Origin of the sequence: Kocuria tytonis (genome assembly GCF_003226895.2) — a bacterium.
In the GTDB taxonomy this organism is placed as follows: Bacteria; Actinomycetota; Actinomycetes; order Actinomycetales; family Micrococcaceae; genus Kocuria; species Kocuria tytonis.
Genome location: NZ_PNJG02000002.1, coordinates 368,604 through 393,948, shown reverse-complemented (window position 1 = coordinate 393,948; position 25,345 = coordinate 368,604). Strand labels below are relative to the sequence as shown.

Annotated in this window: 22 protein-coding genes and 1 pseudogene; 13 read left to right on the top strand and 10 right to left on the bottom strand. The window is 67.5% G+C overall.

Annotated features, from left to right (window positions below; all coding sequences use genetic code 11):
• Positions 1-61: 61 nt before the first annotated feature.
• Positions 62-1,485: pseudogene (locus C1C97_RS07675) on the bottom strand (IS1380 family transposase).
• A 317-nt stretch (positions 1,486-1,802) separates the two neighbouring features.
• On the opposite strand from C1C97_RS07675, the gene C1C97_RS12530 reads away from it, so the two are divergent.
• The 3 genes from C1C97_RS12530 to C1C97_RS07665 all read left to right on the top strand — a co-directional run bounded on the left by C1C97_RS12530 (position 1,803) and on the right by C1C97_RS07665 (position 5,721).
• Positions 1,803-2,708, top strand: coding sequence for a type IIL restriction-modification enzyme MmeI (locus C1C97_RS12530; RefSeq protein WP_233542813.1), 906 nt, complete (start codon positions 1,803-1,805; stop codon positions 2,706-2,708).
• Between the two features lie 72 nt (positions 2,709-2,780).
• Complete coding sequence (locus C1C97_RS07670) at positions 2,781-4,622, top strand: DNA methyltransferase (RefSeq protein WP_325048973.1); 1,842 nt, start codon at positions 2,781-2,783, stop codon at positions 4,620-4,622.
• A 175-nt stretch (positions 4,623-4,797) separates the two neighbouring features.
• Positions 4,798-5,721 (top strand): tyrosine-type recombinase/integrase, encoded by a 924-nt coding sequence (locus C1C97_RS07665; protein WP_147406062.1) that lies wholly within the window; start codon positions 4,798-4,800, stop codon positions 5,719-5,721.
• 20 nt (positions 5,722-5,741) lie between these two features.
• Here the strand turns inward: C1C97_RS07665 and C1C97_RS07660 are convergent, their stop codons facing one another.
• The 6 genes from C1C97_RS07660 to C1C97_RS12415 all read right to left on the bottom strand — a co-directional run bounded on the left by C1C97_RS07660 (position 5,742) and on the right by C1C97_RS12415 (position 10,985).
• Complete coding sequence (locus tag C1C97_RS07660) at positions 5,742-7,067, bottom strand: ISL3 family transposase (RefSeq protein WP_121031017.1); 1,326 nt, start codon at positions 7,065-7,067, stop codon at positions 5,742-5,744.
• Between the two features lie 267 nt (positions 7,068-7,334).
• Positions 7,335-7,967 carry an ABC transporter ATP-binding protein gene (locus C1C97_RS07655; RefSeq protein WP_121031015.1) on the bottom strand — a complete coding sequence of 211 codons (633 nt, stop codon included), beginning with the start codon at positions 7,965-7,967 and terminating at the stop codon, positions 7,335-7,337.
• A gap of 3 nt (positions 7,968-7,970) precedes the next feature.
• Positions 7,971-9,902, bottom strand: coding sequence for a hypothetical protein (locus tag C1C97_RS07650; protein WP_121031013.1), 1,932 nt, complete (start codon positions 9,900-9,902; stop codon positions 7,971-7,973).
• Positions 9,903-9,971: 69 nt separating this feature from the next.
• Positions 9,972-10,268 carry a lactococcin 972 family bacteriocin gene (locus C1C97_RS12765; RefSeq protein ID WP_121031011.1) on the bottom strand — a complete coding sequence of 99 codons (297 nt, stop codon included), beginning with the start codon at positions 10,266-10,268 and terminating at the stop codon, positions 9,972-9,974.
• A 259-nt stretch (positions 10,269-10,527) separates the two neighbouring features.
• Entirely contained in the window at positions 10,528-10,842 is a 315-nt protein-coding gene (locus C1C97_RS07640; protein ID WP_121031009.1) for a hypothetical protein, read from the bottom strand.
• A 2-nt stretch (positions 10,843-10,844) separates the two neighbouring features.
• The gene (locus C1C97_RS12415; RefSeq protein WP_199712213.1) at positions 10,845-10,985 is read right to left on the bottom strand and encodes a hypothetical protein; all 141 of its coding nucleotides are present in this window, start codon (positions 10,983-10,985) and stop codon (positions 10,845-10,847) included.
• Between the two features lie 491 nt (positions 10,986-11,476).
• Here C1C97_RS12415 and C1C97_RS07630 point away from each other — a divergent pair, with 491 nt between their 5' ends.
• A complete protein-coding gene (locus C1C97_RS07630) occupies positions 11,477-13,609 on the top strand; it encodes a glycoside hydrolase family 15 protein (protein WP_233542811.1) in 2,133 nt (710 codons plus the stop codon).
• Positions 13,610-13,666: 57 nt separating this feature from the next.
• Here C1C97_RS07630 and C1C97_RS07625 read toward each other — a convergent pair whose 3' ends face one another.
• Complete coding sequence (locus tag C1C97_RS07625) at positions 13,667-14,917, bottom strand: S8 family peptidase (protein ID WP_110920860.1); 1,251 nt, start codon at positions 14,915-14,917, stop codon at positions 13,667-13,669.
• Between the two features lie 320 nt (positions 14,918-15,237).
• Positions 15,238-15,816: a GNAT family N-acetyltransferase gene (locus C1C97_RS07620; protein ID WP_110920859.1), complete on the bottom strand. Its 579-nt coding sequence runs from the start codon at positions 15,814-15,816 to the stop codon at positions 15,238-15,240.
• Positions 15,817-16,135: 319 nt separating this feature from the next.
• On the opposite strand from C1C97_RS07620, the gene C1C97_RS07615 reads away from it, so the two are divergent.
• From C1C97_RS07615 to C1C97_RS07605, 3 genes are read left to right on the top strand one after another with little or no spacing between them, the layout of a single operon-like run.
• Positions 16,136-17,512: an L-serine ammonia-lyase gene (locus tag C1C97_RS07615; RefSeq protein WP_121031450.1), complete on the top strand. Its 1,377-nt coding sequence runs from the start codon at positions 16,136-16,138 to the stop codon at positions 17,510-17,512.
• A 38-nt stretch (positions 17,513-17,550) separates the two neighbouring features.
• Entirely contained in the window at positions 17,551-18,648 is a 1,098-nt protein-coding gene (gene arsB / locus C1C97_RS07610) for an ACR3 family arsenite efflux transporter (protein WP_121031005.1), read from the top strand.
• A 13-nt stretch (positions 18,649-18,661) separates the two neighbouring features.
• Positions 18,662-19,168 carry a metallophosphoesterase family protein gene (locus C1C97_RS07605; protein WP_110920927.1) on the top strand — a complete coding sequence of 169 codons (507 nt, stop codon included), beginning with the start codon at positions 18,662-18,664 and terminating at the stop codon, positions 19,166-19,168.
• Between the two features lie 19 nt (positions 19,169-19,187).
• Here C1C97_RS07605 and C1C97_RS07600 read toward each other — a convergent pair whose 3' ends face one another.
• A complete protein-coding gene (locus C1C97_RS07600; RefSeq protein WP_121031003.1) occupies positions 19,188-19,409 on the bottom strand; it encodes a hypothetical protein in 222 nt (73 codons plus the stop codon).
• A gap of 118 nt (positions 19,410-19,527) precedes the next feature.
• On the opposite strand from C1C97_RS07600, the gene thpR reads away from it, so the two are divergent.
• The 6 genes from thpR (at position 19,528) to C1C97_RS07575 (ending at position 25,344) form a co-directional block, all read left to right on the top strand.
• The gene (gene thpR, locus C1C97_RS07595; protein WP_121031000.1) at positions 19,528-20,124 is read left to right on the top strand and encodes an RNA 2',3'-cyclic phosphodiesterase; all 597 of its coding nucleotides are present in this window, start codon (positions 19,528-19,530) and stop codon (positions 20,122-20,124) included.
• A gap of 166 nt (positions 20,125-20,290) precedes the next feature.
• Entirely contained in the window at positions 20,291-20,683 is a 393-nt protein-coding gene (locus C1C97_RS12525) for a hypothetical protein (protein ID WP_233542810.1), read from the top strand.
• Complete coding sequence (locus C1C97_RS07590; RefSeq protein ID WP_233542809.1) at positions 20,664-21,389, top strand: hypothetical protein; 726 nt, start codon at positions 20,664-20,666, stop codon at positions 21,387-21,389. Before C1C97_RS12525 ends, C1C97_RS07590 begins: the two co-directional genes overlap by 20 nt.
• 49 nt (positions 21,390-21,438) lie before the next feature.
• On the top strand, positions 21,439-22,698 hold the full coding sequence (locus C1C97_RS07585; protein WP_121030998.1) for an MFS transporter: 1,260 nt from the start codon (positions 21,439-21,441) through the stop codon (positions 22,696-22,698).
• A 117-nt stretch (positions 22,699-22,815) separates the two neighbouring features.
• The gene (locus C1C97_RS07580; RefSeq protein WP_121030996.1) at positions 22,816-24,048 is read left to right on the top strand and encodes a M20 family metallo-hydrolase; all 1,233 of its coding nucleotides are present in this window, start codon (positions 22,816-22,818) and stop codon (positions 24,046-24,048) included.
• Positions 24,049-24,183: 135 nt separating this feature from the next.
• Entirely contained in the window at positions 24,184-25,344 is a 1,161-nt protein-coding gene (locus C1C97_RS07575) for a CaiB/BaiF CoA transferase family protein (RefSeq protein WP_121030994.1), read from the top strand.
• Position 25,345: the final 1 nt, after the last annotated feature.

Here is a 25,345-nt window from a genome sequence, read left to right as displayed (position 1 = left end):
ACCGGTGGTGTTCCACTGATGTTCTTTCGGTTGTGCCGATGCCCGGCGGGTGGTCGGTTGGTTATGCCGGTTGCGGTGGCGGGTGGACGGCGGTGAAGAGCCGCTCGAATCCCTGTTGCCAGGGCCATGCCTGGGGCAGGCGGATGCGGATCCTGCGGGCGCTGGAGGCGATCCGGGCTGGCAGATTCACGAGCCTGGCCCGGATGGTCCCGGTCCGGGCCCGGGCGAACGGTCCGGCAGCGAGGATCCCGGCGGTGCGGGTGAGGTTGTAGGCCATCACCGCGCAGACCAACCAGGCGCCGTTGGCCCCGAAACGGCCGGAGGGCAGGTGGGCCAGGGCGCTGTCCTTCAAATCGGCGTTGACCTGCTCGATGACCGCGTGGCCCCGGTGGGTCTGGTCCGCGGTCACCGTGTCCAGCACCTCCGGGTCGGTGGTGGTGAAGAAGGCGTGGAACCGGTGGGTGTCGAACAGTGTCGGCTGGTCCGTGTCCTGGGGGTTCAGCTCGGGGATTCGGCGCACCACCAGTCGACCGGGGACCCGTTCGGTTTTCTTCCTTGAGGTGAACGCGGTGAAGGGGACCTCGGCCACCTCCGCCTTGGAGATCCACGTGCCGGTGTCCTCGTCGAAGATCGCCTGCGGGTACCTGATGCCGGTCCACGCTTTCTCGTCGATGCCGACGATGGCGGCCTTGACGGCCTTGTCCATCTTCACGGTCACCGTCACCTCCGCCCCGGCGGTGAGCGCGGCGGCCACGGTGGCATGCCCATAGAAAGCGGATTCGGCCCGGACCAGCACCCGGGCGCCGGCCGCCGGCACCAATCGCTTGAGGATGGCCAGCGAATCCCCGACCAGCCTCGAGGCCCCGCGCGGGGAGCCGACCGAACCGCGGCGCAGCCGCTGACCCAGGATCACCGGGGCCGCGGTCTCGGTGCTGGCGGTGGCCAACAGGGCGTTGAGCCCACGGACCCCGGAGTACCCGTACCCGGAACCCTGCTTCTGGTAGCCGTGGACCTCGATGATCGTGTCGTCCACATCAACATAAACGAACCCCGGATCCGCACCGGCAGCGCCGGTGCGTCCCAGCATCGGGGCCCGGCCGGCCAGGTTCACCAGGAACCGGGAGGCGACCGCGTCGAGTTGGCGCACGTGCCCGCAGGTGAACTCACGCAGGTGAACTCACGCAGGAACGAGCCCAGGGTCGAGGGCGCATAGCAGCCGCCGAACACCCGTTTCATCGCCCCGTGGCGCAGTACGGCCATGTCATCGATCGAGTCCGCCCCCGTGCACATGCCGGCCACCAGGGCCGCGACCTTCGCCCCGGCGTTGGCGCCCTTGTCGGTCGGCACGCTCAACCGACCTCCGGCCAGCTGGTGCAGGCCGGCCTCGGCGGCCAGTTCCATCACCGGCACCAGCCCGGCGGACCCGATGAGGTTCGGCTCGTCGAAGGAAACTGACACGGCAGCAGGCGTGTGGGAAACTTGCATCTGCGAGATGCCCTCTCATCGCGGTGGAACGGAACCCTGAACAAGTCCCATTCTTCCCGGTCAGACGGGCATCCCGTCTTTAATTGCGGCCCAAGCCCAGCATGCTCATCGGTGGATCAAGGCTAAGGCTATTCATAACTAAAAGGTGAGGCCCAGTCGGTGGAGCGTGATTGGTCGGTCGTGCACCACCGCAACGCGGCCGCGCGCTGAACGGCGCTTAGCTTCGATGGATGCCCCCTTCTTGACCCCATGCCCGGGCGCGCTCCACGCTCATGCGGGTGCACGTCTGCACTGGAAGCAGCTATTAGCCTTGATCTATGCAGACGCAAATGGACCGTGGAACCGCACGTGACGCCCTAACGAAGTTCGCTCGGGAGTGGACGGAGCGTATCGAGGGGTGGCGGGCGAACGGGCAGACGCACACCGAGAGGTCCTACGCGCAGCAGTTCTGGTCTGCCCTGCTGCGCTGTTTCGGGGTGATCCCGGAGCGGATGGACTTGTTCGAACGAGACGCCACCCGGGCTTCCACCGGGGGCACCGGGTACATCGACTTTTTCTGGTCGGGTGTGGCCATCGGTGAAGCCAAGTCCCTGGGTGAGGACCTGGGCAAGGCCCACCGCCAGGCTTTGGACTACCTCTCGGGCGGGTCGATCAACTCCTTCGAATGGCCGAGATTTGTGCTGGTCACCGATTTCGCGCACCTGCGGGTGGAGCGGATGGGTGATGATCCCTGGACGGTCGAGTTCGATTTGGCCGATGCCCCGGCCCATGTCGATCAGCTGATGTTCTTGGCCGGACAGGAGACCGTCACCAAGGCTGAGGAGAAGGCCGCGTCCCTGGACGCGGCGGCGCGCATGGCTGCGCTGTGGCAGGCAGTGGTCGGGGACGAGGCCGATCAGGGTGTCGGCGATGAAGCCCCGACTAATCCTGAGGACGAGGACGCCTTGGCTCAGGAGGCTTCGGTGCTGTTAACCCGGCTGCTGTTCCTGCTCTACGGCGATGACGCCGGGCTGTGGGAAGACGATCTGTTCCGCCGCTGGGTGGAGTCCGACACCACCGCGGACAACCTCGGCCCGCAGCTCCAAGGGCTGTTCAACCTGTTGAACACTCCCGAGTCTCAGCGCCGACGGGTGCCGGCTACCTTGGCGAAGTTCCCCTACGTCAACGGCGGCATCTTCGACGGCTCGTCCCCGGTGCCGTACCTCACTGCCGAGATGCGCTAAGCCCTGATTGAGGCTTGCCGGTTTAGGTGGACGCACATCTCCCCCGCGGTCTTCGGTGCCCTGTTCCAGTTGGTGAAGTCCAAGCAGGCCCGCCGTGGGGACGGTGAGCACTACACCTCTGAGGCGAACATCCTCAAAACCATCGGCCCGCTGTTCTTGGACGAGTACCGGACCCGCGCGGACCGGTTGATCGCCAAGAAGTCCGCCACCCGCCGGGAGTTCAATGAGCTCCAGGACGAGATGGCAGCGAACCTCTACCTTGACCCCGCCTGTGGGGCGGGGAACTTCTTGAACGTCGCCTATGCACGGTTGCGTGAGATTGAGACGGATTTGATCGTCGCCCGCACTAAGCGGTGGGGCACGATGGACCTGACGTATGACGTGAGCTTCGAGCAGAAGCTGACCATCGACCGGTTCTGGGGGTTCGAGATCAACTGGTGGCCGGCGAAAATTGCTGAGACTGCGATGTTCCTCGTGGACCACCAGGCCAACCTCGTCCTGGCCAAAGCCCGCGGTGCGGCACCGAACCGCCTGCCGATCCGCATCACCGCTCACATCGTCCATCACGACGCCTTGACCTTGGACTGGGCCCAGACCCTGCCCGAACCAACCGGGCAGACCTACGTCTTCGGCAACCCACCGTTTTTGGGTGACCACACCCGCACCGCAGCGCAGCTGTCGTTGATGCAACAAGCCTGGGGTGGCACCAAGCAGCTCTCTCGGTTGGACTTCGTCACCAGTTGGCACGCAATGACGTTGCGGCTGCTGGAGAACCGCTACGGGGAGTGGGCGTTCGTGACCACCAACTCCAGCACTCAAGGCGACCAGACAGCCCGGTTGTTCGAGCCGATCTACGAGGCCGGATGGCGCATCAAGTTCGCCCACCGCACCTTCCAGTGGGACTCCGAAGCTCCCGGGAAAGCTGCTGTGCACTGCGTCATCATCGGCTTCACCCGTGACCGCGCCACGAAGCGTCGGTTGTGGGACTACGCCACGGTACGATCCGCCCCGGCCGAGGTCTCCGGGGTCAAGACCATCAACGCCTATCTCGTCGATGGGCCCGAAGTCCTGGTCGGCAAACGCACCACCCCGTTGGCTCCAGACTTGCCGATGGTCGATTACGGGTCGAAACCGGCCGACGGTGGAAACCTCATCATCACTCCGGCTGAGTACGACGCGGTGATGGCCGATCCTGTGATGGCCCCGTATGTGCGGCCCTACGTCGGGTCCAAGGAGCTGCTGAGCAACCGCAAGCGCTGGTGCTTGTGGCTGCGGGATATGAACCCTGGAGACCCCGCGCGCTCTCCCGAGCTCAAACGCCGCCTTCAGGCCGTGGCCGCAATGCGTGAGGCCTCCAAGGCTGCTTCCACGCAGGACTGGGCCCGGTTCCCGCACCTGTTCCGCCAGCTCGGGCTGGTTTCCGACGTCCCCTTCGTGGGCATCCCCGAGGTCAGCAGCGAAAACCGCCACTACTTGCCGGTCTCCCATTTCGAGCCCGAGGTCATCATCTCGAACAAGGTCTACGGGGCCGTGGACCCGCACGGCATTGCTTTCGCCGTAGCCTCCTCGTCCATGTTCTGGACCTGGATGAAGACTGTGGGCGGTCGGATGAAGTCTGACCCGTCGTTTTCCAGCACGATCACCTGGAACAACTTCCCCATGCCCGCGCTGACCGACGAGCAACGCGCGGCGTTGGCCTCTGCTGGTACCAAAATTCTCGATGCTCGGGCTCAGCATCCCGACCGGCCATTGGATGGGCATTACGCGGCGCTGGGCATGACGCCCGAACTGGTGCGCGCCCATGACCAGCTCGACACCATCATGGACAAAATCATCGGCGCGCCCCGCCGATGCCGCACCGCACTGGAGCGGCAGGAATTGCTCTTCGACTCCTATGTGCGCCTGACCCGGTAGAGGACCCGCCTGGCTTTCGCCCAGGCCGTGCGCTTGGCGCACGCCAAGTGCCGAGCGATCTGGGGACGTGCTTCCAAGGGGCCGGTGAGGGGTGGTTCGTCTCGAAGACGCCGAAATACCTTCAAACATGACATAATATCCGTTATGTCATGGGTGAGCCGGTAGGGTGGTCGGCATGTCTGAGACCACCCAGATCACCGTCCGCGACCCGCAGGTCACCAATGCTCGGGTGCATGCGGGGCTGCTCGGCGCGTGGGTGGCCTCCTACCCCTCACCGAACACCCGGGCCTCCTACACCCGCGACGCCCACCTGTTCTGTGAGTTCCTCGACGCCGGCGGCATCGACCTGCTGGCCGCCACCCGCGCGCACCTCGATGTCTTCGCCCGGGCTCGCACGGCAACTGGAGACGCGGACACCACCGTGGCCCGCCGGCTGGCCGCGGTCTCCGCGTTCTACACCTACGCGATCACCGTGGACGCGGTGACCATAAACCCCGCCCAGTACGTGGCACGCCCGGCGGTGGACCAGGACCACACCACCACCGCAGCACTGAGCCGCCGAGAAGCCATGCGCCTGCTCGACGCCGCAGTAGCCGACTCCCCCCGATCCCACGCCCTGGTCGACCTGCTGCTCTCGACCGGGGTGCGGATCACTGAGGCGCTCACGGCTACGGAGGCCGGGCTGTTCCGGGACCGGCTGATCATCCGCCGCAAAGGCGGGAAGAAAGCCGTCGTGGCCCTGCCCGAACACACCGCCACCGCGTTCTACGGACTCGTCGGGATCATGGGCACCGAGGTGGCCACCGGGCACGAGGCGGACCGGTTGATCTTCACCACCCGCACCGGGGCCCCCTGGGCCAGGACCAACGCCCACACCACTCTCACCCGCTTGGCCACCCGCGCGGGGATCACCAAGCCCATGTCCTCGCACGTGCTGCGCCACACCCACGCCACCCTCGCCCTGGACCTCGGGGTGCCCCTACACCACCTCCAAGACTCCCTCGGCCACGCAGACCCCCGCACCACACGCCGCTACGACCACTCCCGGAAACGCCTGACCCACTCCAGCGCCCACGCCGTCGGACAACTCTTCGACTAACGGTGGGGATTAGCGGCTCTTCAGAGTTGAGTGTGGGGTGAGGCGTCGAGTCCACCGGTGATGAGGAGCATGCGGAGGCGGTAGTGCTCGAAGTTGCGGAAGCCGCCGGCGATGCGGCGGCCGAGTTCGATGATCCCGTTGATGGCCTCGGTACCACCGTTGCTCGCGCCGTCGGTGTCGAAGTAGGCAAGGAACGCGGTCTTCCAGCGTCTCAGGGTCTTTCCGAGCCTGGCGATCTCGGGAATCGGGCAGGTCGGCAGCGAGGCGATGAGTTTTTCGGCAAGCTGGCGTCCTCGTGCAGGCGTGGGCTGGTGGAACACGTCCCGAAGGTCCTGAGCGCAGCGATAGGCGACTTCGACCGCGATGTGATCGGGATGGGCCGTGAACGCAGCTTCCAGGCGAGTCTGCTGGCGAGACGTGAGGCGTTCTCGCCCGGCGCGGAGAACATGGCGGATGCCGTAGAGAGGGTCGCCCTTGCGGCCTCGGTGGCCGAGGGTCTCCTGTTGGATCCGGCGGCGGACGTCATCGACTGCCGCGCCGGCGAGCTTGACGATGTGGAACGCATCCAGCACGCAGGTGGCGTCCTCGAGTTGGTCATCGATCGCGTTCTTGTATCCCTGGAACGGGTCCAACGTCGCGATCTCGACCCGCTTCCGGAACCCTTCGCCCCGCTCGTCCAGCCAGTCGCGGTAGGCCTTGCCGGATCGGCCGGGGACGAGGTCGAGGAGCCTGGCGGTGGGGTGGGGTCCGCGGGTCAGGTCGACCATCCCGGTGAGCTCTTTCGGACCGCGCCGGCGGGGGTCGCGGTGATGCCAGATGTGTTCGTCCACGCCCAGGACCTGCACGTTCTCGAACCGGACCGGGTCGTCAGCGGCCGTGGCCAGGACGGGGCGGACCTGAGTCCAGAGGGTGTTCCAGGTCGTGCCGAGCTGCCGGGCCAGGCCCTGGATCGTCGCTCCCTCGGCCCGGAGCTGACCGATGGACCACCGGATCGCGCGGGTGCTCAGCAGACCGCGCGGCGCACAGACCTCCGGGTCCTGCTCGACGAACGAGACCACCGCGCAAACGTCCTCGTGACAGATCCAGCGGCGCTTGCGCCATCGGACCCGCACCGGCCGACCCGCCCAGGGCGCATCAATCACCTCGACCACCACACGGCCGTGACCAGTAGCGATGACTCCGCAGCCGGGACAGCCTTGGACCGGAACGCAGGACTCCACCTCGAGCACCAGGCCCGAGGGAGCCTGCGTGACCGAGACCAGGTGGAGGCCGGGGAAGTCGAGGAGGAGATCGCATCGGTCGCAGCGATCGAGCGCGTCAGGGCATACGCAACTATGGTTAAGCATTGTCGAGGTCCTTGGTGCGAGCAGAGGTAAGAGTCCGCTCATCATCGAGGACCTCGACGTCTATCCCCAGCTACCCCGCACCACCGGCGCGCCCACACTCAACTCTGAAGAGCCCCAAAACCCCTCTGAGATCATTAGTGTGGTGAACCACTTCGGTTACCACCGGCCTCACGCACCCCCACCCGCGTCGACGACGTCATGCTCCCTACACGTAGCGAGTGAAAGCCGCGAGCTAAGAGCTAGTTCTAGCTACAAGACCTTCCCTCGTCATTGCCTCAGGTCGTAGGTGGTGTCGCACGCGCGCATCATGTCCTCGTCGTGCGTGGCCACAATGACGGTGGCCCCGCTGGCCGCGCAGGCGGTGAGCAGGTCGATCACCCGTCGCCGGTTCTCCGTATCCAGGCTGGCGGTGGGTTCATCGGCGAAAATGTAGCTCGCCTTCTTGTGCAGCGTCCGGGCGATGCTCAACCGTTGCTTCTCCCCGCCGCTGAGGTAAGAGGCGGTCTCATTCCCGCGACCGGTGAGACCCACGAAATCCAGGGCCTCGTACACCGAGCTCTTCCCGCGGGTGCGGGAAAATCGGCCCGTTTTGCGCAGGAGAATGTTCTCCTGCGCGGTCCAGTCCTCGATGATCCCGTAGTCCTGGAACACGAAGGCCGCGCGGTCCTTCCAGAACTTCCCCCGTTGGGCGTTGGACGGGCGGGTGAGGTCCATCCCGTCGATGCGCAGGGTTCCCCGATCCACTCGCTCCAGCAGCCCGAGACAGTTCAGCATGGTCGACTTGCCGCACCCGCTGGGTCCGATCAGCCCTGTCACCGCCCCAACCTCCGCGGTGAAGGAGGCAACCGACAGAACCAGGGAACCGCCCTTCTCTACCTCCAGGTTTTCCGCTTCGATCATGGTTCACACCTTCCGCAGCACGCTTCGATCAAACATGGTCTGCCCAGCCACCACGTGGGCCGGATAGGAGATCAGCAGGTAGAGCACTGGGGCCACGAACACCGTCCACGAGTACTGGACCCCTTGAACCGTGCCGTAGATGAACGCCAGCGCGGCGCACACGCACACCGCCGCGGCCTCGTAGACCAGCCGTCGCTCGAGGACACGCGGCCAGGACATCCCCGCACACCGGCACACGAACACCCGGCGGGCGATGGTGGCGATGTAGACCTGGGCGGCGATGGCGCTGGAGAGCACCAGAGCCATGAGCACCAAGGCGATCCCCACGATCTGGGCGCCGGCCCGCTCGTAGTCACTCTGGCCCTGCTGAAGACCCGTGTCAGCAACCCGGTCGATGCTCAGCACCACGTTTCCCAGCCCCAGCTCATCCACCGACCGGGACACGCTGGATCCGGAGGAGAACACGATGTTCCCACTGGTCAGCAACGGGCCGATGAAGTCCGGCCGGTAAACGCCGGCGATGCGGTCCGTGTTGAGCACCAGGGGATGATGCAGCAACGCCAACTCCGCGTCCCCTGCCCCGTCCAGGGCGGGGAACACCGCGTCAGGTGCAGTGGTGAACAGCTCGAAGTCACTCGCAGAGCAGGCCCGTGCGCACCACATCGAAAGGTTCTCCGACAGTCCCGCCACAGCGGCATCGGCGGCCGAATCCCCCGCAACAGATTCGAGGTCCGCACCCAGCGATTCGCGCACCTGATCCAGGTAGGCGGTGTTCGTCAGCACCACCCCGTCGAAGTCCGAGGCGGGAGAGGACTCCGGGCTGAGCCGGTAGTTCAACAGTGCCTCATGGGAAGACTCGGCCCGTCCCACCAGCTGCGCCAAACGGGGTTCCGTCGCCTGGTAGCTATCCTCCGAGGCTGTGAGGATCCGCAGGGAGACGTCGTCGCCGAAGACCTTCCAGTACGACGCATTTGTGGAACTGCCCAGGCTCGTCATGGCCGCCGAGGTGAATATCGGCAACGAGACGGCGGTGAGAGCAATGGCCACCAGTTTCAAGGCCTCGCTGAGGGAACGGTAGGCCAGAATGCCGGACCTGCGCTGGGCAATGACCTCAGCAGTGGGAGCAGCAATCAGCGTCATCGCCGCAAACGTTACGACCAGCAGCAAGAGAAAGGCCAGCAGGAAAGGCACCGAGGTCCAGAGAAATCTCGAGACGGCGTGGTCTGCCCGCAACAGCGCCACCGCGATCACACCCAGAACGTACCCGCCCACCAGAACTGGTCCCGCCACCGTGAGATACGAGCGGATGTCCGCGGCGATGATGGCGGCCCGGGACTGACCCGCCACGACACGCAATGCCTTGCTGTGAGCTGAAAGCACCGACCAGCCCATCGAGGACACCAGCAGTAGAATGAGGCTGCAGATCAACGCCACCCCGTACCCGGAGCTGACGAGCGTGAACTTCGCAATGCTCTGAGCCCGGGTGTCCAGCACGGTCACGGTCACGTGGTTCTGCCGCGCCCATCCACCAATCACCTCTGCACCGTCGCCCCGAAACACATACATGCCGTTCAGATCCGCATCCCCCAGACGCGAGGAGCTTTCCAGCACACCATGGGTGGACTTCTCGTACCATGCAAGCTGAACAGGGGTGGCTCCGGTGCTTTTCCCGAACGCGTAGAGGTTCTTGCCGTGGAGAAAGTCCTGCTTGTCCGCCACGACCTTCGCCAGATGAAGATCGTTCTGATCGGACAGGGCGTCTAAATCCTCGACCGCCCGCTGCTTCGAGATCGTCGAATCACTCAGATCCAGCAGAACAGCGCCCTCCGCCCCCTGGGGCAGAACATCCTCCTGTTGCCTGATGTAGGCGTCTGTCACACACATCAGCACGACCAGGGTCAGCAGAGCGGCAATCCTGACGGCGAATCTGATCATTCTGATCCCTTCGAAAATTACAGGGGCGGCGTCGCTGTCAGCGACGCCGCCCCTCAGCGGCAAGAATTACTAGCATACGCGATAGTAATACGAATTACCCCAGTAATTGGCCGCTTTGGAGGCTCGGGACCATGAATTTGCTGCCGTGTTTACGGAACGCACTTCCCCGTAGCTGGTCTTGGCAGTGGAACCGTGACAGCGGCCCACTTGGTAGCTGGACGAAGCGGTAGGCGTCCACGTATCAAGACCGTATTGCCAGGTCCCGCCCTCCGCGGGGTACTGGGTTGCTGCGAAAGCCGCAGACGAACCTCCAAACAGTAACGACACGGCAACGCCAGCGGTGATGAGATTTCGTTTGATACGCATAACTTCCTCCGAGCTTCCTGTTTAGCTACTCCTCGAAAAATCTTATTCACATCACTTATGTGATTTTTCTCACGCTATACTATGAAGTCGATCAGTGGGGGCGAATCATACTGTCACGTTTTGGTAACAATTATGCCTCCCATCTTCGCTACCTCCGTGCGCCTCAACGACGCCTTAGCCCATGGGCAAGCCCTGTGTCGCCGCAGAGGGTGCGGGGAGAGGTCCGTGACGGCAACCCTGGGAGCGTGCCGCCGTGTGCTCAGGCGGCGCGCAGGAAGCGGGTCAGGGCCTCGCGCACGACTTCGCTGGCCTTCTGGCCGTGGTCGGTGGCGTAGGTGTCCAGCTGTTCTTTCAGTGCGTGGGGGATGCGGGTCTGGATCACCGGGGAGGGTCCGCGATTCTGGCCCACGCGCGGGCGGCCCATCTCCACACGTTCGAACTCCTCCCAGGCCTCCACCCCGGCGGCGTCGAGCAGGATGCGCTCACCGGCCTTTAGGTTGCGGGTCAGGCGACTGGCGTCGGGGACGACGGTGCCGGCCTCGATGTCGCGGGAAAGTTTCTCGTAGTAGTCCATGTTCAGTTCTCCTGGAGGTAGTGGCGGAACTTGTCGGTCAGCTCCATTGCGTGAAAGATCAGCACCCCGCGCGGGGGACGAATCTCCGCGATGACCTCCAACCAGCGGTCCGCCTGCGGATGCGGGTGGCCGATGAACAACATGGCGTCCCCGTGTCCGTCGCGACCCGGGACGGAAACCTGGACCACGGAAGCACGGATCGCGTGCATCGCGTCCTCGCGGGTGATTTCGTGGCGGGCGGCCGAGGCGGTGAACTAAACGTTGCTCATGCTTTAAGTGTACTACAGAACACGAGTACACAACAATACTACAGGGTGAGTGAAAACGGTCATTTTTGCGCCACTCCCCGCGCCCCACCCTGGGGCCGGTTCTGACCGTCCAGTATGTAGCGAAACCTGGTGCACAACCACGCTGTGCACCACTACCCGACATTGATGAGTTGTGCGCCATCTCGTGGCCCGTCGAGGGCAACGCAAAAATGTCCGTGACTCAGTTCATGCTTTTGGCTCTTGGGAGAAATTTCCAGGTGTTGTGGGGTACGAGGTTGCCGGCACGCCGTGTCCGCGAGACCGGACGCGCCCTGCGCCAAGCTCCGAGGGCCGCGCCGTCGGGCCGCAGTGCTTGAATAACCCCCGTGAGCACCCCCTTGGAGGACTACGCCCTGCTGGCCGATCTGCACACGGGACCGCTGGTATCCCGGGAGGGCAGCATCGACTGGCTGTGCTTCCCGCGCTTCGACTCCCCGGCGGTGTTCTGCGCCCTGCTGGGGGACGAGGACAACGGCCGCTGGAAGCTCAGCGCCGTGGACGGCGAGGTGGTCTCCCGCAGGTACGTCCCGGACACGTTCATCCTGGAGACGGAGTGGAAGACCCCCACGGGCCGGGTGCTCGTCACGGACTTCCTGCCGCCCAGTGACGACCACGCGGATCTTGTGCGCCGCGTGGAGTGCCTCGAGGGCACCGTGGAGATCGAGCACGACCTGCGGATCCGCTTCGACTACGGGCGCATCACCCCGTGGGTGCGTCGCGTGGACCTGGGCAGCCACTCCAACGGGGACGACTGCGCCCACATGGGGGATTCCCCGTCCGAACCGCACCCGGTGGGAACCCGGCACGTTCCGCACGACGGGGACGGCGCGGGGGAGACGACGTCGTCCGGCGGGGAAGCTGGGGACGGCACCCAGGACGGTGGGACGGCGGCGGAGGGCCGCACGTCGCACTGGTACCGCAACTTCCGCCAGCGCGTGCGCCACGCCGCGCACGAGGCCCGCTCAGGGGAGACCGACGGGAAGGGTCTGCTCGCGGTGGCCGGCCCCGACGCCCTGCTGCTGACGGGCCCGCAGCTGGAGCCCTACCAGCTGGGCCGTGACGGCGAGGACGTGGAGGTGGAGCACGGCGAGGCGCACGGCCCCGGCGCGGACATCCGCGTTCTGGAGGGGCTGCGTCGCGGCCACCGCGGCACCTTCCGCCTGGACGCCGGGGAGCAGCTCGACTGGGTGCTCACGTGGAGCGAGTCCTACCGCGAGCTGCTGGTGCCCGCGGACCCGGAGCGGGCGCAGCGGGCAACGCACGCCTTCTGGACGGACTGGGCCTCGGCGGTGGACTGCGACGGCGAGTACCACGAGGTCGTCAAGCGCTCACTGCTGGTGCTGCGCGCGCTGACCCACTCGGAGACCGGGGGGATCGTGGCCGCACCCACGGCGAGCCTGCCCGAGGACTTCGGTGGCGCCCGCAACTGGGACTACCGCTACACGTGGCTGCGTGACGCGGCCCTGACCATCACCACGCTCGTGCAGCGCGGCCACGAGCACGGCGCGCTGCTGTGGCGGGACTGGCTGCTGCGCGCCGTCGCCGGCAACCCGGACCAGCTGAAGATCCTCTACGGGGTGGACGGGCGCCGCAACATCATCGAGTCCGAGCTGGACCACCTGAGCGGCTACGAGGACTCGCGTCCGGTGCGGATCGGCAACGGCGCGGAGGACCAGTACCAGGCGGACGTGGCAGGTGAGGTGATGATGGCCCTGGCCACCCTGCGGGACGCGGGCCAGGAGGAGAACGACTACTCCTGGGGGCTGCAGTGCAACCTCATGTCCTTCTGCGAGCTGCACATGGACACCCCGGACAACGGGATCTGGGAGATGCGCGGGGAGCCGCACTTCTTCACCCACGGGCGCGTGATGATGTGGACGGCGTTCAACGAGGGCCTGCGTGCCGTGCGGGAGCACGGACTGGCGGGGGACGTGGAGCGCTGGACCCGGCTGCGGGACGAGCTCCACCGGGAGATCTGGGAGAAGGGCTACGACGAGGAACTGGGGATCTTCACCCAGACCTACGACAACCGCGAGGTGGACGCCTCCCTGCTGCAGCTGCCCCAGACCGGGTTCATCGCCCCGGACCACCCCGCGATGCTGCGCACGGTGGAGCGCATCGAACGGGACCTGCAGGAGGAGCACGGCCAGTTGCGCCGGTACCGCACCGCAGGGGGCGAGCAGTCCATGGACGGGCTCTCCGGGGACGAGTACCCGTTCGTGATCTGCACCTTCTGGCTCGTGGAGCAGTACGCGCGCTCGGGTCGGCTGGACGACGCCGCCGAGCTGCTGCGCACCACCGCGGGCTTCGCCTCGGACCTCGGGCTGTTCTCCGAGCAGTACGACGTCGCACGAGGGCGGCTCGCGGGCAACTTCCCCCAGGCATTCAGTCACCTGGGGCTCATCCGTGCCGTGGACGCACTCACGGCCGCCCGGCATTCTGAGACCGGGCGGCCGTGAGGGTGGTGCATGGGGCGGTACGTGGAACCGGTGCGGTTCACGTGCCCGGTGTGAGGGTCAGCGACCCCCGGTGAGGGTCGTGGTGTTCAGCATCAGGTTCGGGGAACCGTTCACGTAGTCGATGGTGTTGCGGGTGGCGGAGTTCTTGAGGGCGCGCTCCACCTCGGTCACCGATGCGCTGGGGTGCTGCTGCAGGTACAGGGCGGCGGCGCCCGCCACGTGCGGGGTGGCCATGGACGTGCCGGAGATCGTGTTGGTGGCGTTGTCACTCGAGGGCCAGGACGAGGTGATGTCCGTGCCCGGGGCCAGGATGTCCACGCAGGAACCCCAGTTCGAGAACTCCGAGAGCTGGTCCCGGCGGTCCGTGGAACCCACCGTGATGGCGGAGGACGCGCGGGCCGGGGAGTAGTTGCAGGCGTTGTCGTAGTCGTTGCCCGCGGCCACCAGGGAGATCACGCCGGCGCGGGTCATCCGGCTGATGGCGCTGTCCATCGCGGAGGAGATCCCGCCACCCAGGCTCATGTTGGCCACGGACGGCCCGTTCGCGTTGGAGGAGACCCAGTCCATGCCCGCCACGATGCCCGCGGTGGAACCCGTGCCGTCGCAGCCCAGGACGCGCACGGGCATGATGGTCGCGGCCTTGGCCACGCCGTAGGTGGACCCGGCCACCGTGCCCGCCACGTGCGTTCCGTGACCGGCGCAGTCGTTGCTGCCCCAGTCGTCGTCGATCGCGGTCACACCCGGGGCCACGCGACCGCGGAACTGCGAGTGGGTGGCACGCACACCGGTGTCGATGATGTATGCCGTGACGCCCGCGCCCGTGGCGTTGTAGTTGTAGGAGCCGTTCAGGGGCAGGTCCTGCTGGTCGGCGCGGTCCAGGCCCCACGTGGCGTTGTTCTGGGTGGCGGTGGCCTTGACGGTCTTGTTCTTCTCCACGACCGCGACGCCCGGGTCCGCGCTCAGGGCCTTCACCTGCGCGGGGGTCAGGTCCGCGGTGAAACCGCCGATGGTCTTGAACTTCTGCTTGACCTTCACACCCTTGGCCTGCCACTTGTCCGCCTGCCTCTGGGTGGTGCTGGCCACGGCAGACTTGGCGGCCGCGCTCTTGGGGGCGTTCGAGGCCGTGGCGGGCAGCTCCAGCATGACCACGTAGTCACCGCCGGAGACGTCCAGGACCTTGGCCTGCTGGTTGGTGGTATTGTTCGACGGCGCCGGCGCCTGCGCCGGGGCGGCCACGGAGGGGGACACCGTGCCCAGGACGACTGCCGCCGCTGCGGCGGTGGCGAGAATCGTGTTCTTCTTGCTCATGAGGGGATCCTTCGATCAGTGATCAGCTGAGAACCCGCGGGAAGTCCCCGAGGGCTGTCGGAACGGCAATCATGTGCCGGGCCCGAAGGGGGTGAACGGAACCGGCAGAATCATGGTGGTGACCGCGCACCACCGCCCCACGTTTACGCAGGTCAGAGGCTAGTCGGCCAATGTGATGCCAACCGTAATGTAATCGTTATCCGGGAAACAATGGCCAAATGGCCAGACTTTTGAACGCCCCGCACATGTATCATGTGTCACATTCCCCTATTGTTTTACAAAAGCAATTTCATGCGGGAGGGCGTGTGGGGGCCGTGTCTTCAGTGCTCGGCCGTGAACCATTCGCGGGCCAGGAGGGACATGACGACCTCGTCGTGGAACACACCAGCATGGAAGGCGACTTCGCGCCGGACACCTTCCTCCCGGTACCCGATCTTGCGGTAGACGGCATGCGCCCGCTCGTTGTAGGCGAAGACCCGCAGTTCTATCCGGTTCAGACCCAGTTCCCGGAAGCCGAAGTCCGTCATCAGGCGCACGGCGTCGGTGCCGTACCCGCGATTCACGTGGTCAGCACCAATCATCACGGCGAATGTTCCCGCGCGAACTGGAAGTGCCGCGCCGTAGAGCACCACGTGGCCCAGCAGCTCATCGGTGTGCCGGTCCACCACGCTGAATCCCACGTTGCCGGACGAGGCGTTGGTGGACCAGCTGCGGAACATTTCAGCGATGGTCTCTTCAGGCCGGGGTGCCACGGTGAGGTTCTGGAACAGCACTGTGTCCGGGTTCTGCCACCAGCGCACGAGGACGGGGAGGTCTTCATCCCGCAGTTCACGAAACCGCACTCGGTGGCCTTGCAGAAGGCGGGAGCCCACGCTCTGAGCATCGAACGGTTCGGACATGGCGGGGGCTCCTTCGACGACACCGGGTTCACCCAATGTAAGGGTCGCGGAAGCAGCAGGGCCGTGGTTGTGTGGTTTTCGTGGCGCCGCGAGATGAACCGCGGGTGTCCGTGTCGAGCTGCGCTGGAACCCGCACTGTGGACCGCCGAGCCAAGAGGTGCCCCACCCGCCGTCGGCTCACCCCTGCGGAGGTTGCCCGCCCCATGGGACCCACGTACCGTGGATTCGTTCCGCGCGGCTCCTCCGTGTCGCGCGGTCGCTCGACTTCCGGCGGCCCATCCGCGCCGCCGATGATGTCCGACAGTGGGGAGATGTGAACGTGGCACTCAGTGCTCTGGATTTGTTCTCCGTGGGAATCGGACCGTCGTCCTCCCACACCGTGGGTCCCATGCGAGCCGCCCGGCTATTCGTGGCGGGTCTCGCCGACGACGCCCTGCTGGACTCCGTCACCCGTGTCCACTCCCAGCTCTTCGGCTCCCTCGGGGCCACCGGCTGGGGCCACGGCTCGGACAAGGCCGTGATCCTGGGACTCATGGGCGAGGACCCGGAGACCGTGGACACGGACCTCGCGGACGAGATGGTGGCGCTCGCCGGTGAGGCCGGGCAGCTGAAGCTGAACGGGACCCACGCCATCGCCTTCGACCGCGCGCGTGACGTGATCATGCACCGCCGCAAGTCCCTGCCCACCCACCCCAACGGCATGAGCTTCACGGCCTACGACGCCGCCGGCGAGGTGGTCCGCGACAGCATCTACTACTCCGTGGGCGGCGGGTTCGTGGTGGATGACTCCAAGAGCAGCGCGGACAAGATCGTGGAGGACACCACCCCCGTCAAGTACCCGTTCAGCACGGGTGACGAGCTGCTGGCCATCTGCGAGTCCGAGAACCTGACCACCGCGCAGGTGATGGCCGCCAACGAGCTCTCGTGGCGCCCCGCGCAGGAAACCCGGGACCAGCTGCTGCACATCTGGTCCGTGATGCAGGAGTGCGTGGAGAACGGCTGCGCCCGCAAGGAGAAGACCCTGCCCGGGGGACTGAAGGTGCGGCGTCGTGCGCCCGAGATGCGCAAGCGGCTGCTGGCCAAGGAGCCCGGCAACGACCCCCTGTACGGCATGGACTGGGTGAACCTCTACGCGCTCGCCGTGAACGAGGAGAACGCGTCCGGCGGTCGGATCGTCACCGCCCCCACCAACGGTGCGGCCGGGATCATCCCCGCGGTGCTGCACTTCTACACGCGCTTCATGGAGGACGCGTGCGACGACAAGATCGTGGACTTCTTACTTACTGCGGCGGCCATCGGCATCGTGATCAAGGAGAACGCGTCCATCTCCGGCGCCGAGGTGGGCTGCCAGGGTGAGGTGGGCTCCGCGTGCTCCATGGCCGCGGCCGGACTGTGCGCCGTGCTGGGCGGCAGCGCCCGCCAGGTGGAGTGCGCCGCGGAGATGGGCATCGAGCACAACCTGGGGCTCACGTGCGACCCCGTGGGCGGGCTCGTGCAGATCCCGTGCATCGAGCGCAACGCGATCGCCAGCGTCAAGGCCATCAACTCCGCGCGGCTGTCCATGCAGGGGGACGGCATCCACAAGGTCTCCCTGGACCAGGTGGTCAAGACCATGCGGGAGACCGGTGCGGACATGAAGATCAAGTACAAGGAGACCTCTCGCGGCGGCCTGGCCGTGAACGTCATCGAGTGCTGAGCCCCCGCACACCCCATCACCAGAAAGACCCCTCAGCCATGACCGCAGCCCCCTCCACCCGACCTGCCGAGACGAGACCGGTGCTGCGGGAGATGTCCTTCCTCGACCGCTGGCTGCCCGTGTGGATCCTGGTGGCGATGGCCGCCGGGCTGCTGCTCGGGCGCTTCGTCCCCGCCCTGGGGGCGGCACTGGAGTCCGTGACGATCGGCCAGGTGTCCCTGCCCATCGCGGTGGGCCTGCTGGTGATGATGTACCCGGTGCTCGCGAAGGTCCGCTATGACGAGACGGCTCGCGTGACCGGGGACCGGCGGCTGATGGCCCTCTCCCTGCTGCTGAACTGGGTGGTGGGCCCCGCGGTGATGTTCACCCTGGGGTGGCTGCTGCTGCCGGACCTGCCCGAGTACCGCACAGGGCTGATCATCGTGGGCCTGGCCCGCTGCATCGCCATGGTGCTGATCTGGAACGACCTCGCGTGCGGTGACCGCGAGGCCGCCGCCGTGCTGGTGGCCGTCAACTCCGTGTTCCAGGTGCTCGCGTTCGGCCTGCTGGGCTGGTTCTACCTGCAGGTGCTGCCCGCGTGGCTGGGCCTGCCCACCACGTCCGCGGAGTTCTCCGTGGGGGCCATCGTGGTCTCCGTGCTCGTGTTCCTGGGCATCCCACTGCTTGCCGGGTTCCTCACCCGCGTTCTGGGGGAGCGGGCCAAGGGGCGGCAGTGGTACGAGGAGCGTTTCCTGCCCAAGATCGGCCCGTGGGCGCTGTACGGGCTGCTGTTCACCATCGTGGTGCTCTTCGCCCTGCAGGGGGACGCCATCACCTCCCAGCCGTGGGACGTCGCCCGGATCGCGCTGCCCCTGCTGTGCTACTTCGCCGTCATGTTCGCCCTGGGGATGCTCGGCTCCCGGGCCGCAGGGCTGGACTACGCCCGGTCCACCACCGTGGCGTTCACTGCGGCGGGCAACAACTTCGAGCTGGCCATCGCGGTGGCCATCGGCACGTTCGGGGTCACCTCGGGCCAGGCGCTCGCGGGCGTGGTGGGTCCGCTGATCGAGGTTCCGGTGCTCGTGGCGCTGGTCTACGTCTCGGTGTGGCTGGGCCCCCGGCTGTTCCGGGGCGACCCCACCGTTCCCACCCGCTGAGGAGGACGACCCCATGACCACATCGCTGCTGCTGCTCGCGGACACCCACCTGCCCAAGCGCGCCAAGGACCTGCCCGCGCAGGTGTGGGACGAGGTGAGCGTCGCGGACGTCGTCGTGCACGCCGGTGACTGGGTGGACCTGGCCACGTTCGAGGCGCTGCGCGAGCGCTCCCGCCGGCTGATCTGCGTGTGGGGCAACAACGACGGCCCCGAGCTGCGCGCCGAGATGCCCGAGACCGCGCGCTGGGAGCTGGAAGGGCTGCGCTGGGCCATGACGCACGAGACCGGCGCCAAGCAGGGCCGCGAGAAGCGCATGGATGCCGCGTTCCCGGACACGGACGTGCTGGTGTTCGGCCACAGCCACATCCCGTGGGACACCGTGGCGCCGTCCGGGATGCGGCTGCTGAACCCCGGCTCCCCCACGGACCGCAGGCGGCAACCGCACTGCAGCTACATGCGGGTCACGGCGGACGCGGGTGCGCTCACGGGGGTGGAACTGGTGGAGCTGCCGCGGCGGTGAGGGCCTGGGCGTTCGAGTCTCAGTCGTCCCTGCCCACGATGAACCGGGACAGGTACACGGCCAGCATGCACAGCAGTCCGGCCACGGCGAGACCCGCCGTGAGCATGCACATCATGGCCGCGCCGATGTTCGCCCCGCCCACCGGATCGCGCGCGTCCCACAGCAGCCAGCCGTAGCTGGCCAGGAAGCCCAGCAGGCCCACGGCGGTGAGGGTGACCGAGAACTTCATCTCCGATGTCATGGTGGCGTCCTCTCGTGTGCGGTGGGTCCACCCTAGCCAGTGCGGTGCTCCGCCGGCACCGTGTGCCGATCGCGTGAGCGCCGTGGGGGGCTGCCGGATCGCCGCCTACAGTGGTGCCATGAGGCTCTTCGCCGCCGCCCACCCGCCGCGGGCCGCCCGCGAGCACCTGGTCCGCGCGATGACCGAGGTCCGCGCCCTGACCGGTACCGCCCTGCGCTGGGGTGACCCCGAGCAGTGGCACGTGACCCTCGCCTTCTACGGGGACCAGCCGGAGGGCGCCGTCCCCGACCTCTCCGAGCACCTGGGGGAGGTCGCCCGCGGGTTCCCGCCGCTGCGGGTGAGTCTGCACGGCGCCGGATCGTTCTCCGGCACCACCCTCTGGATGGGGGTGGGCGGAGAGACCGCCGACCTCGCGGAGCTCATGCGCGCCTGCTCCCTGGACCCCGACGAGCGAGCACGGCAGCGCGCCCACCTCACCGTGGCCCGCACCTCGCGCACCGAGCGCACGCGCCAGGCGAAGGAACGACGTCGCGGCTCCCGAGTCCGCGCGCACACCGGCCCGGAGCTTGCCCACGTGGTGCACGCGCTGTCCGTGTACGACGGCCCCGAGTGGACCGTGAGTGAGATCCGCCTGGTGGCCTCCGAGCTGGGGCGGGGGCGTTCCGGAGGGGCGTTGCACACCGACATGGGCCGGTACGTGCTCACGGGCGCCTGACCGGGGCGCCCCGCAGTACCCCCAGTGGTACTGACCGGACATGTTCACTGCAGAGCCGGTACGCGCCTATTTGGGGGGTGCGCGGAGCGTGGGCACGTAAAAAGCCCCGGGCGCATGTAGGGCAGAGGCGGCACCGGGGCGTTCGTAGTCAGGTTAGCATTGCGGCGTGACCCACGGCTACACCCTCCCCGCAATGCGGCAGGCCATCTCCGAGCCCAGGTTCGCGCCGTATCTGCGTGAGGCGAAAGGCGACGAGACAGCGGCCCTTGAGCTGTACAAGTGGAGCACCCGCATGACATCCGCTGCGTACGAACTGATTGCTCATGTCGAGGTGTTCATGCGCAACGCCATCGACCGTGCCCTCTCGCAGGGATACCGGGACGAGACGTGTGGCATCCCCTGGCTCTTGCGTGAGCCGCCTCTCAAAGTAGAGGCAATGCGACGCGTGACAGACGTTCGCGATCGCCTGCGCGACCAGCACCGGGAGTCACGGCACCAGATCGTTGCCGGCCTGTCGTTCGGCTTCTGGGCCGGCATGCTTGGCCCCAGGTACGAATGAGGAGTGGCGGCTGTCGCTTCGCCACGCTTTCCCCGGCGGCAACGGGACACGCAAGGAAGCAGCAATCCTCGCCGAGGGCATCCGCAAGTTTCGCAACCGCCTGGCCCACCACGACTCGGTTCTCGGGCTGGACATTCCCTTCGAGGTGCAGCGCGTCCACGCACTGGCGGAGCTCTTGGGGGCCGAACCGGCCGCATGGCTGCGATCAGTGGACCGCACAGCCGACGTGTATCGAGAGCGCCCGGTGGCGACGATCGACACGGTGGTGGTTGCCGCCAGGCACGCATGGCCCCTGTACGAGCAGGAACGGGCCTATGTGTGCCAGGCGGGGCGGTGGTTCCGGCCGGTGACTCGTCTCGCTTTCTACACGGACCAGGAGATCAAAGCGGATGTGCCTTTGATCCGCCACCGCCGGGACAATGTCGCGTGGACTGAGGAGCATGCGGCGGAGCTGGCTGCTGGCGACAGGGAGGACCGTAAGATCGCCGCGGTGATCCGTGCTTCGCGGAGCCGGCAGTGGACGGAAGGTGTCTACCAGGTCTTCCTCCTGACCCGCCCCGGAGACCGCGATCATCGAGAGCTCGCCCGGGCTCTGCCCCATCGCACGAGCGGCAGAGGCTCGGCTTTCACCCAGCGTCAGCGATACGTCTCTCTTCACGCGTTGGAGACAGCTACCACTACGGACGACCTCCTCCAGGTGTCCTGACCGGGGAGGTCGATCAACGCTTCCGGTCAGTCCATCTAGTGTGGAGCACATGGCCGCACCCACCCGATCACCCCGCAGCAGCACGTGGCTGTGGATCCTGGTGGGGTGTGCGGTGCTCACCCAGTCCGGGCTGAACCTGTTCCGTCCCATCACCTCGTACAAGCTGCTGGGCCTCGGCGCGGACCCCGTGGTCATCGGTCTCACCACCGCCGCCTACGCCCTCCTACCCCTGGTCAGCGCCGTGTGGCTGGGGCGCATGTCGGACCGGATCCCCCAGCTGCGGCTGCTGATCCTCGCCGGCGTGGGGCTGCTGGGCCTCGCCGGTGTGGGCCTGGCGCTCGCGGACTCCGTGTGGCTGATCTTCACCGCCAGCGCGGTCCTGGGTATGGGTCACCTGTGCTTCACGATCGGCGGGCAGACCGCGATCGCCCGCTACGCGGCGGACCAGGACCTGGACAAAGGCTTCGGGTGGTTCACCGCCGCGTTCTCCGCAGGTCAGATGATCGGCCCGGCGCTCGGCGGGTGGATCGTGGGCCACGGCTCGGACATGGCCTCCCCCGAACGGCTCGCCGCCGTGAACGAGAGCCTGTGGATCGGTGTGCTCATCACGGTGGCCGCCGCCCCGCTGCTGGCCTTCCGCCTCGGTCCGGCCTCGCGCCGCGCCGCCGCGCCCACCCCCGCGGCACAGCGTCCCGCGGACGACGCCGCCGACGGCGCTCCCCGCGCGGACGAGCGCCCGAACGTGCTGCGGATCCTCCGGGTCCCCGGGGTGATGTCCAACATGGTGGCCTCGCTGTCCCTGCTGGCCATGATCGACATCCTCACCGCGTTCCTGCCCCTGGTGGGGGAGGAGGCGGGGGTGGCGCCGTCCGTGGTGGGCATGCTGCTCGGGGCCCGCGGCCTGGCGTCGATCGCCTCGCGCCTGCTGCTGCCGCTGCTCTCTGGGAGGTTCTCACGCCGGGCGCTGCTGATCGCGAGCCTGCTGGCGTCCGGGGCGGCGCTGATCGTCCCGCCGCTGTTCCTGGACAGCTTCTGGTGGGCCGCACTGTTCCTGGCGGTGGGCGGATTCTTCCTGGGGCTCGGGCAGCCGCTGACCATGACCCTCATCTCCACCTCGGTGCCCGGGACGTGGCGCGGCTCGGCCCTGGCCGTGCGGCTCATGGGCAACCGGGTGGGTCAGGTGATCCTCCCCGTGGCCGCCGGTGCGGTGGCCGCCCCGTTCGGTCCGGGTGGTGCCATCTGGCTCACGTGCGCGCTGCTCGTGGCCAGCGGCGTGGAGAAAGCGGTGCGGGGTCCGCGCAAGGAATAGGGCGGCGTCGTCTGCGGTGCATGGTTGCCGAGATGCGCGTCACACCCGGCACGTAGCATGGCCTCACGATCACCGGCGGGCCCCGCCCTGCTCCGACGCGCCCCGGGAGGCACCCTCATGACCCAGCAGCACGGCTCCGACTTCCTGGACGCGTTCGCGCAGATGTCCCGCAACGGCGGGCTGGAGTCCGGCGGCGTGGAGCGGCAGGCCGCCACGGAGGCGGACGGGCTGAACCGGCAGTGGTTCGCGGGCTGGCTCACGGCGCGGGGCGCCACGGTGCACTACGACGCCATTGGCAACCAGTTCGGCCTGTTCGAGCACACCCCCGGCGCGCCCTACGTGCTGGTGGGCTCGCACATGGACTCGCAGCCGCGGGCCGGGCGGTTCGACGGCGCGTACGGCGTCCTCGCCGGGGCGCACGCGTGCGCGGAGCTGTTCCGTGCGGCGTCATCGGGGGAGGTGGAGCTGAGCCGGAACCTGTGCGTGGTGAACTGGTTCAACGAGGAGGGCTGCCGGTTCAAGCCCTCCATGATGGGCAGCTCGGTGTACACCGGCAAGCGGGACTTGCAGGAGACCCTCGCCATCCGGGACACCGCTGGCGTGAGCGTGCGCGAGGCCCTCGACGCCCTGGGCCAGCGCGGTGGGGACGTCATCCCCGAGGCCACCGCGTACGTGGAGCTGCACATCCAGCAGGGCAAGTCCATGGAGGAGGACGGCTACACCATCGGGCTGGTGGAGGCCACGTGGGGTGTGCGCAAGTACGAGTTCCAGGTGCTCGGGGAGCAGGCGCACACCGGATCCACGCTCATCGAGGACCGCAGGGACGCGCTGCTCGGGGCGTCGCTGCTGATCACGGCGGCCCGGCGGATCGCGTTGGAGCACGACGTCATCACCTCGTGTGGAGAGCTGCTGATCGAGCCCAACTCACCGGTGGCGGTCGCCCGTGAGGCGCGCCTGGTGATCGACCTCCGCAGCCTGGACGCCGAGCGACTGACCGCCGCGGACGAGCACTTCGCCCGGGAGGTCGAGGAGGCCGCCCGTGCCGCGAACGTGGAGATCCAGACCGTGAACCGCCACGCGTGGGACGTGCTGGAGTACGCCCCGGAGGGTTTGGCGCTCGCTCAGGAGGTCGTGACGGAGCTGGACCTGCCGCACACCCGGATCATGACGCTCGCGGGCCACGACTCCACCAACGTGAAGGACGTGCTGCCCACCGTGATGCTGTTCGTGCCCTCGCACAAGGGCATCACGCACAACGAGTTCGAGTTCACTTCGGACGAGGACATGCTCGCGGGCCTGGACATGCTCACCGCCACGCTGCGCCGGGTGGCACAGGGGGAGCTGGGCTGAACCTCAGTGCAGGACGACATGGCCGGGGCGAAGCGGGTGCGTGCGGCGTCGTCGTCCCCGCAATTCCGGGCGGGTGCCCGCTGAGTGTGTCCCCGGTCATAGAGTGGGGAGGGACCCCGACCCGAGGAGGACCCCGTGACCGACACCCTGCCCCTGGACGGCGTGCTCGTCGCCGATTTCTCGCGCGTGCTCGCCGGGCCGCTGTGCACCATGACGCTCGCGGACCTGGGCGCGCGCGTGATCAAGGTGGAGCGCCCCGGCAGCGGGGACGACACCCGGCACTGGGGTCCGCCGTTCTCCGAGACCGGGCCCACCTACTACGAGTCCGTGAACCGCAACAAGGAGTCCGTGTGCCTGGACCTGCGCGAGGACGAGGGCCGCGAGCTCGCGCGTGAACTGGCCCTGCGCGCGGACGTGGTGGTGGAGAACTTCAAGCCCGGCGGCATGGCCAAGCTGGGGCTCGGCTACGAGGAAATCTCGGCGGAGAACCCGGGGGTGGTGTTCGTGTCCATCTCGGGCTTCGGCACCGCCGGCGGCGCGCACATGCCCGGCTACGACTTCCTGGTCCAGGCGGTGGGCGGGCTCATGAGCATCACGGGCTCCGCGGACGGCGAGCCCACCAAGGCGGGGGTCGCACTCGTGGACGTCCTGACCGCCAAGGACGCCACGATCGGCGCACTCGCCGCCCTCGAACGACGACGCCGCACGGGCCGCGGCGCGCACATCGACGTCAGTCTGCTCTCCAGCCTGCAGGGCGCGCTGGTGAACCAGGGCCAGGCGTACCTGGGCGCCGGGAAGGTGCCGCAGCGGATGGGCAACGACCACCCCTCGATCGTGCCCTACCAGCTGCTGCAGTGCGCCGACGCGCCCCTGGCGGTGACGGTGGGCAACGACGCCCAGTTCCGGAAGTTCACCGCCGCCCTCGGCATCCCGGAGGTCGCGGAGGACGAGGACTACGCCACCAATTCCGCGCGCGTGGCGCACCGCGAGGCCCTGACCGCGCTGCTGGAAGAGGCCCTGGCCGCGAAGTCCGCGGCCGAGTGGCAGCAGGCCCTGACCGAGGCGGGAGTCCCGGCGGGCAAGGTCGCCGGAATCGACGAGGGGGTGGCCCTGGCCGAGGACCTGGGCCTGGAGCCCACCGTGGACGTCCAGGATCGTTCGGGCGAGACGGTGGGACGCCAGTTCCGCCACCCGGCGCAGTGGACCCCGCCGCTGCCGTCCCCCACGGTGGCCCCGCCGCAGCTGGGGGAGGACACGGAAGCCGTGACCGCGTGGCTGCGGGGACCCCGTGAGTGAG

Bases quoted from the DNA above. Each gene is read 5' to 3' on its own strand.
- C1C97_RS07665 (WP_147406062.1), top strand. From the start codon at position 4,798: ATGTCTGAGACCACCCAGATCACCGTCCGCGACCCGCAGGTCACCAAT.
- C1C97_RS07580 (WP_121030996.1), top strand. From the start codon at position 22,816: ATGACCCAGCAGCACGGCTCCGACTTCCTGGACGCGTTCGCGCAGATG.
- C1C97_RS12530 (WP_233542813.1), top strand. From the start codon at position 1,803: ATGCAGACGCAAATGGACCGTGGAACCGCACGTGACGCCCTAACGAAG.
- thpR (WP_121031000.1), top strand. From the start codon at position 19,528: ATGAGGCTCTTCGCCGCCGCCCACCCGCCGCGGGCCGCCCGCGAGCAC.
- C1C97_RS07655 (WP_121031015.1), bottom strand. From the start codon at position 7,967: ATGATCGAAGCGGAAAACCTGGAGGTAGAGAAGGGCGGTTCCCTGGTT.
- C1C97_RS12765 (WP_121031011.1), bottom strand. From the start codon at position 10,268: ATGCGTATCAAACGAAATCTCATCACCGCTGGCGTTGCCGTGTCGTTA.
- arsB (WP_121031005.1), top strand. From the start codon at position 17,551: ATGACCGCAGCCCCCTCCACCCGACCTGCCGAGACGAGACCGGTGCTG.
- C1C97_RS07650 (WP_121031013.1), bottom strand. From the start codon at position 9,902: ATGATCAGATTCGCCGTCAGGATTGCCGCTCTGCTGACCCTGGTCGTG.
- C1C97_RS07660 (WP_121031017.1), bottom strand. From the start codon at position 7,067: ATGCTTAACCATAGTTGCGTATGCCCTGACGCGCTCGATCGCTGCGAC.
- C1C97_RS07585 (WP_121030998.1), top strand. From the start codon at position 21,439: ATGGCCGCACCCACCCGATCACCCCGCAGCAGCACGTGGCTGTGGATC.
- C1C97_RS07600 (WP_121031003.1), bottom strand. From the start codon at position 19,409: ATGACATCGGAGATGAAGTTCTCGGTCACCCTCACCGCCGTGGGCCTG.
- C1C97_RS07625 (WP_110920860.1), bottom strand. From the start codon at position 14,917: ATGAGCAAGAAGAACACGATTCTCGCCACCGCCGCAGCGGCGGCAGTC.
- C1C97_RS07640 (WP_121031009.1), bottom strand. From the start codon at position 10,842: ATGGACTACTACGAGAAACTTTCCCGCGACATCGAGGCCGGCACCGTC.
- C1C97_RS07620 (WP_110920859.1), bottom strand. From the start codon at position 15,816: ATGTCCGAACCGTTCGATGCTCAGAGCGTGGGCTCCCGCCTTCTGCAA.
- C1C97_RS07605 (WP_110920927.1), top strand. From the start codon at position 18,662: ATGACCACATCGCTGCTGCTGCTCGCGGACACCCACCTGCCCAAGCGC.
- C1C97_RS12415 (WP_199712213.1), bottom strand. From the start codon at position 10,985: ATGTTGTTCATCGGCCACCCGCATCCGCAGGCGGACCGCTGGTTGGAG.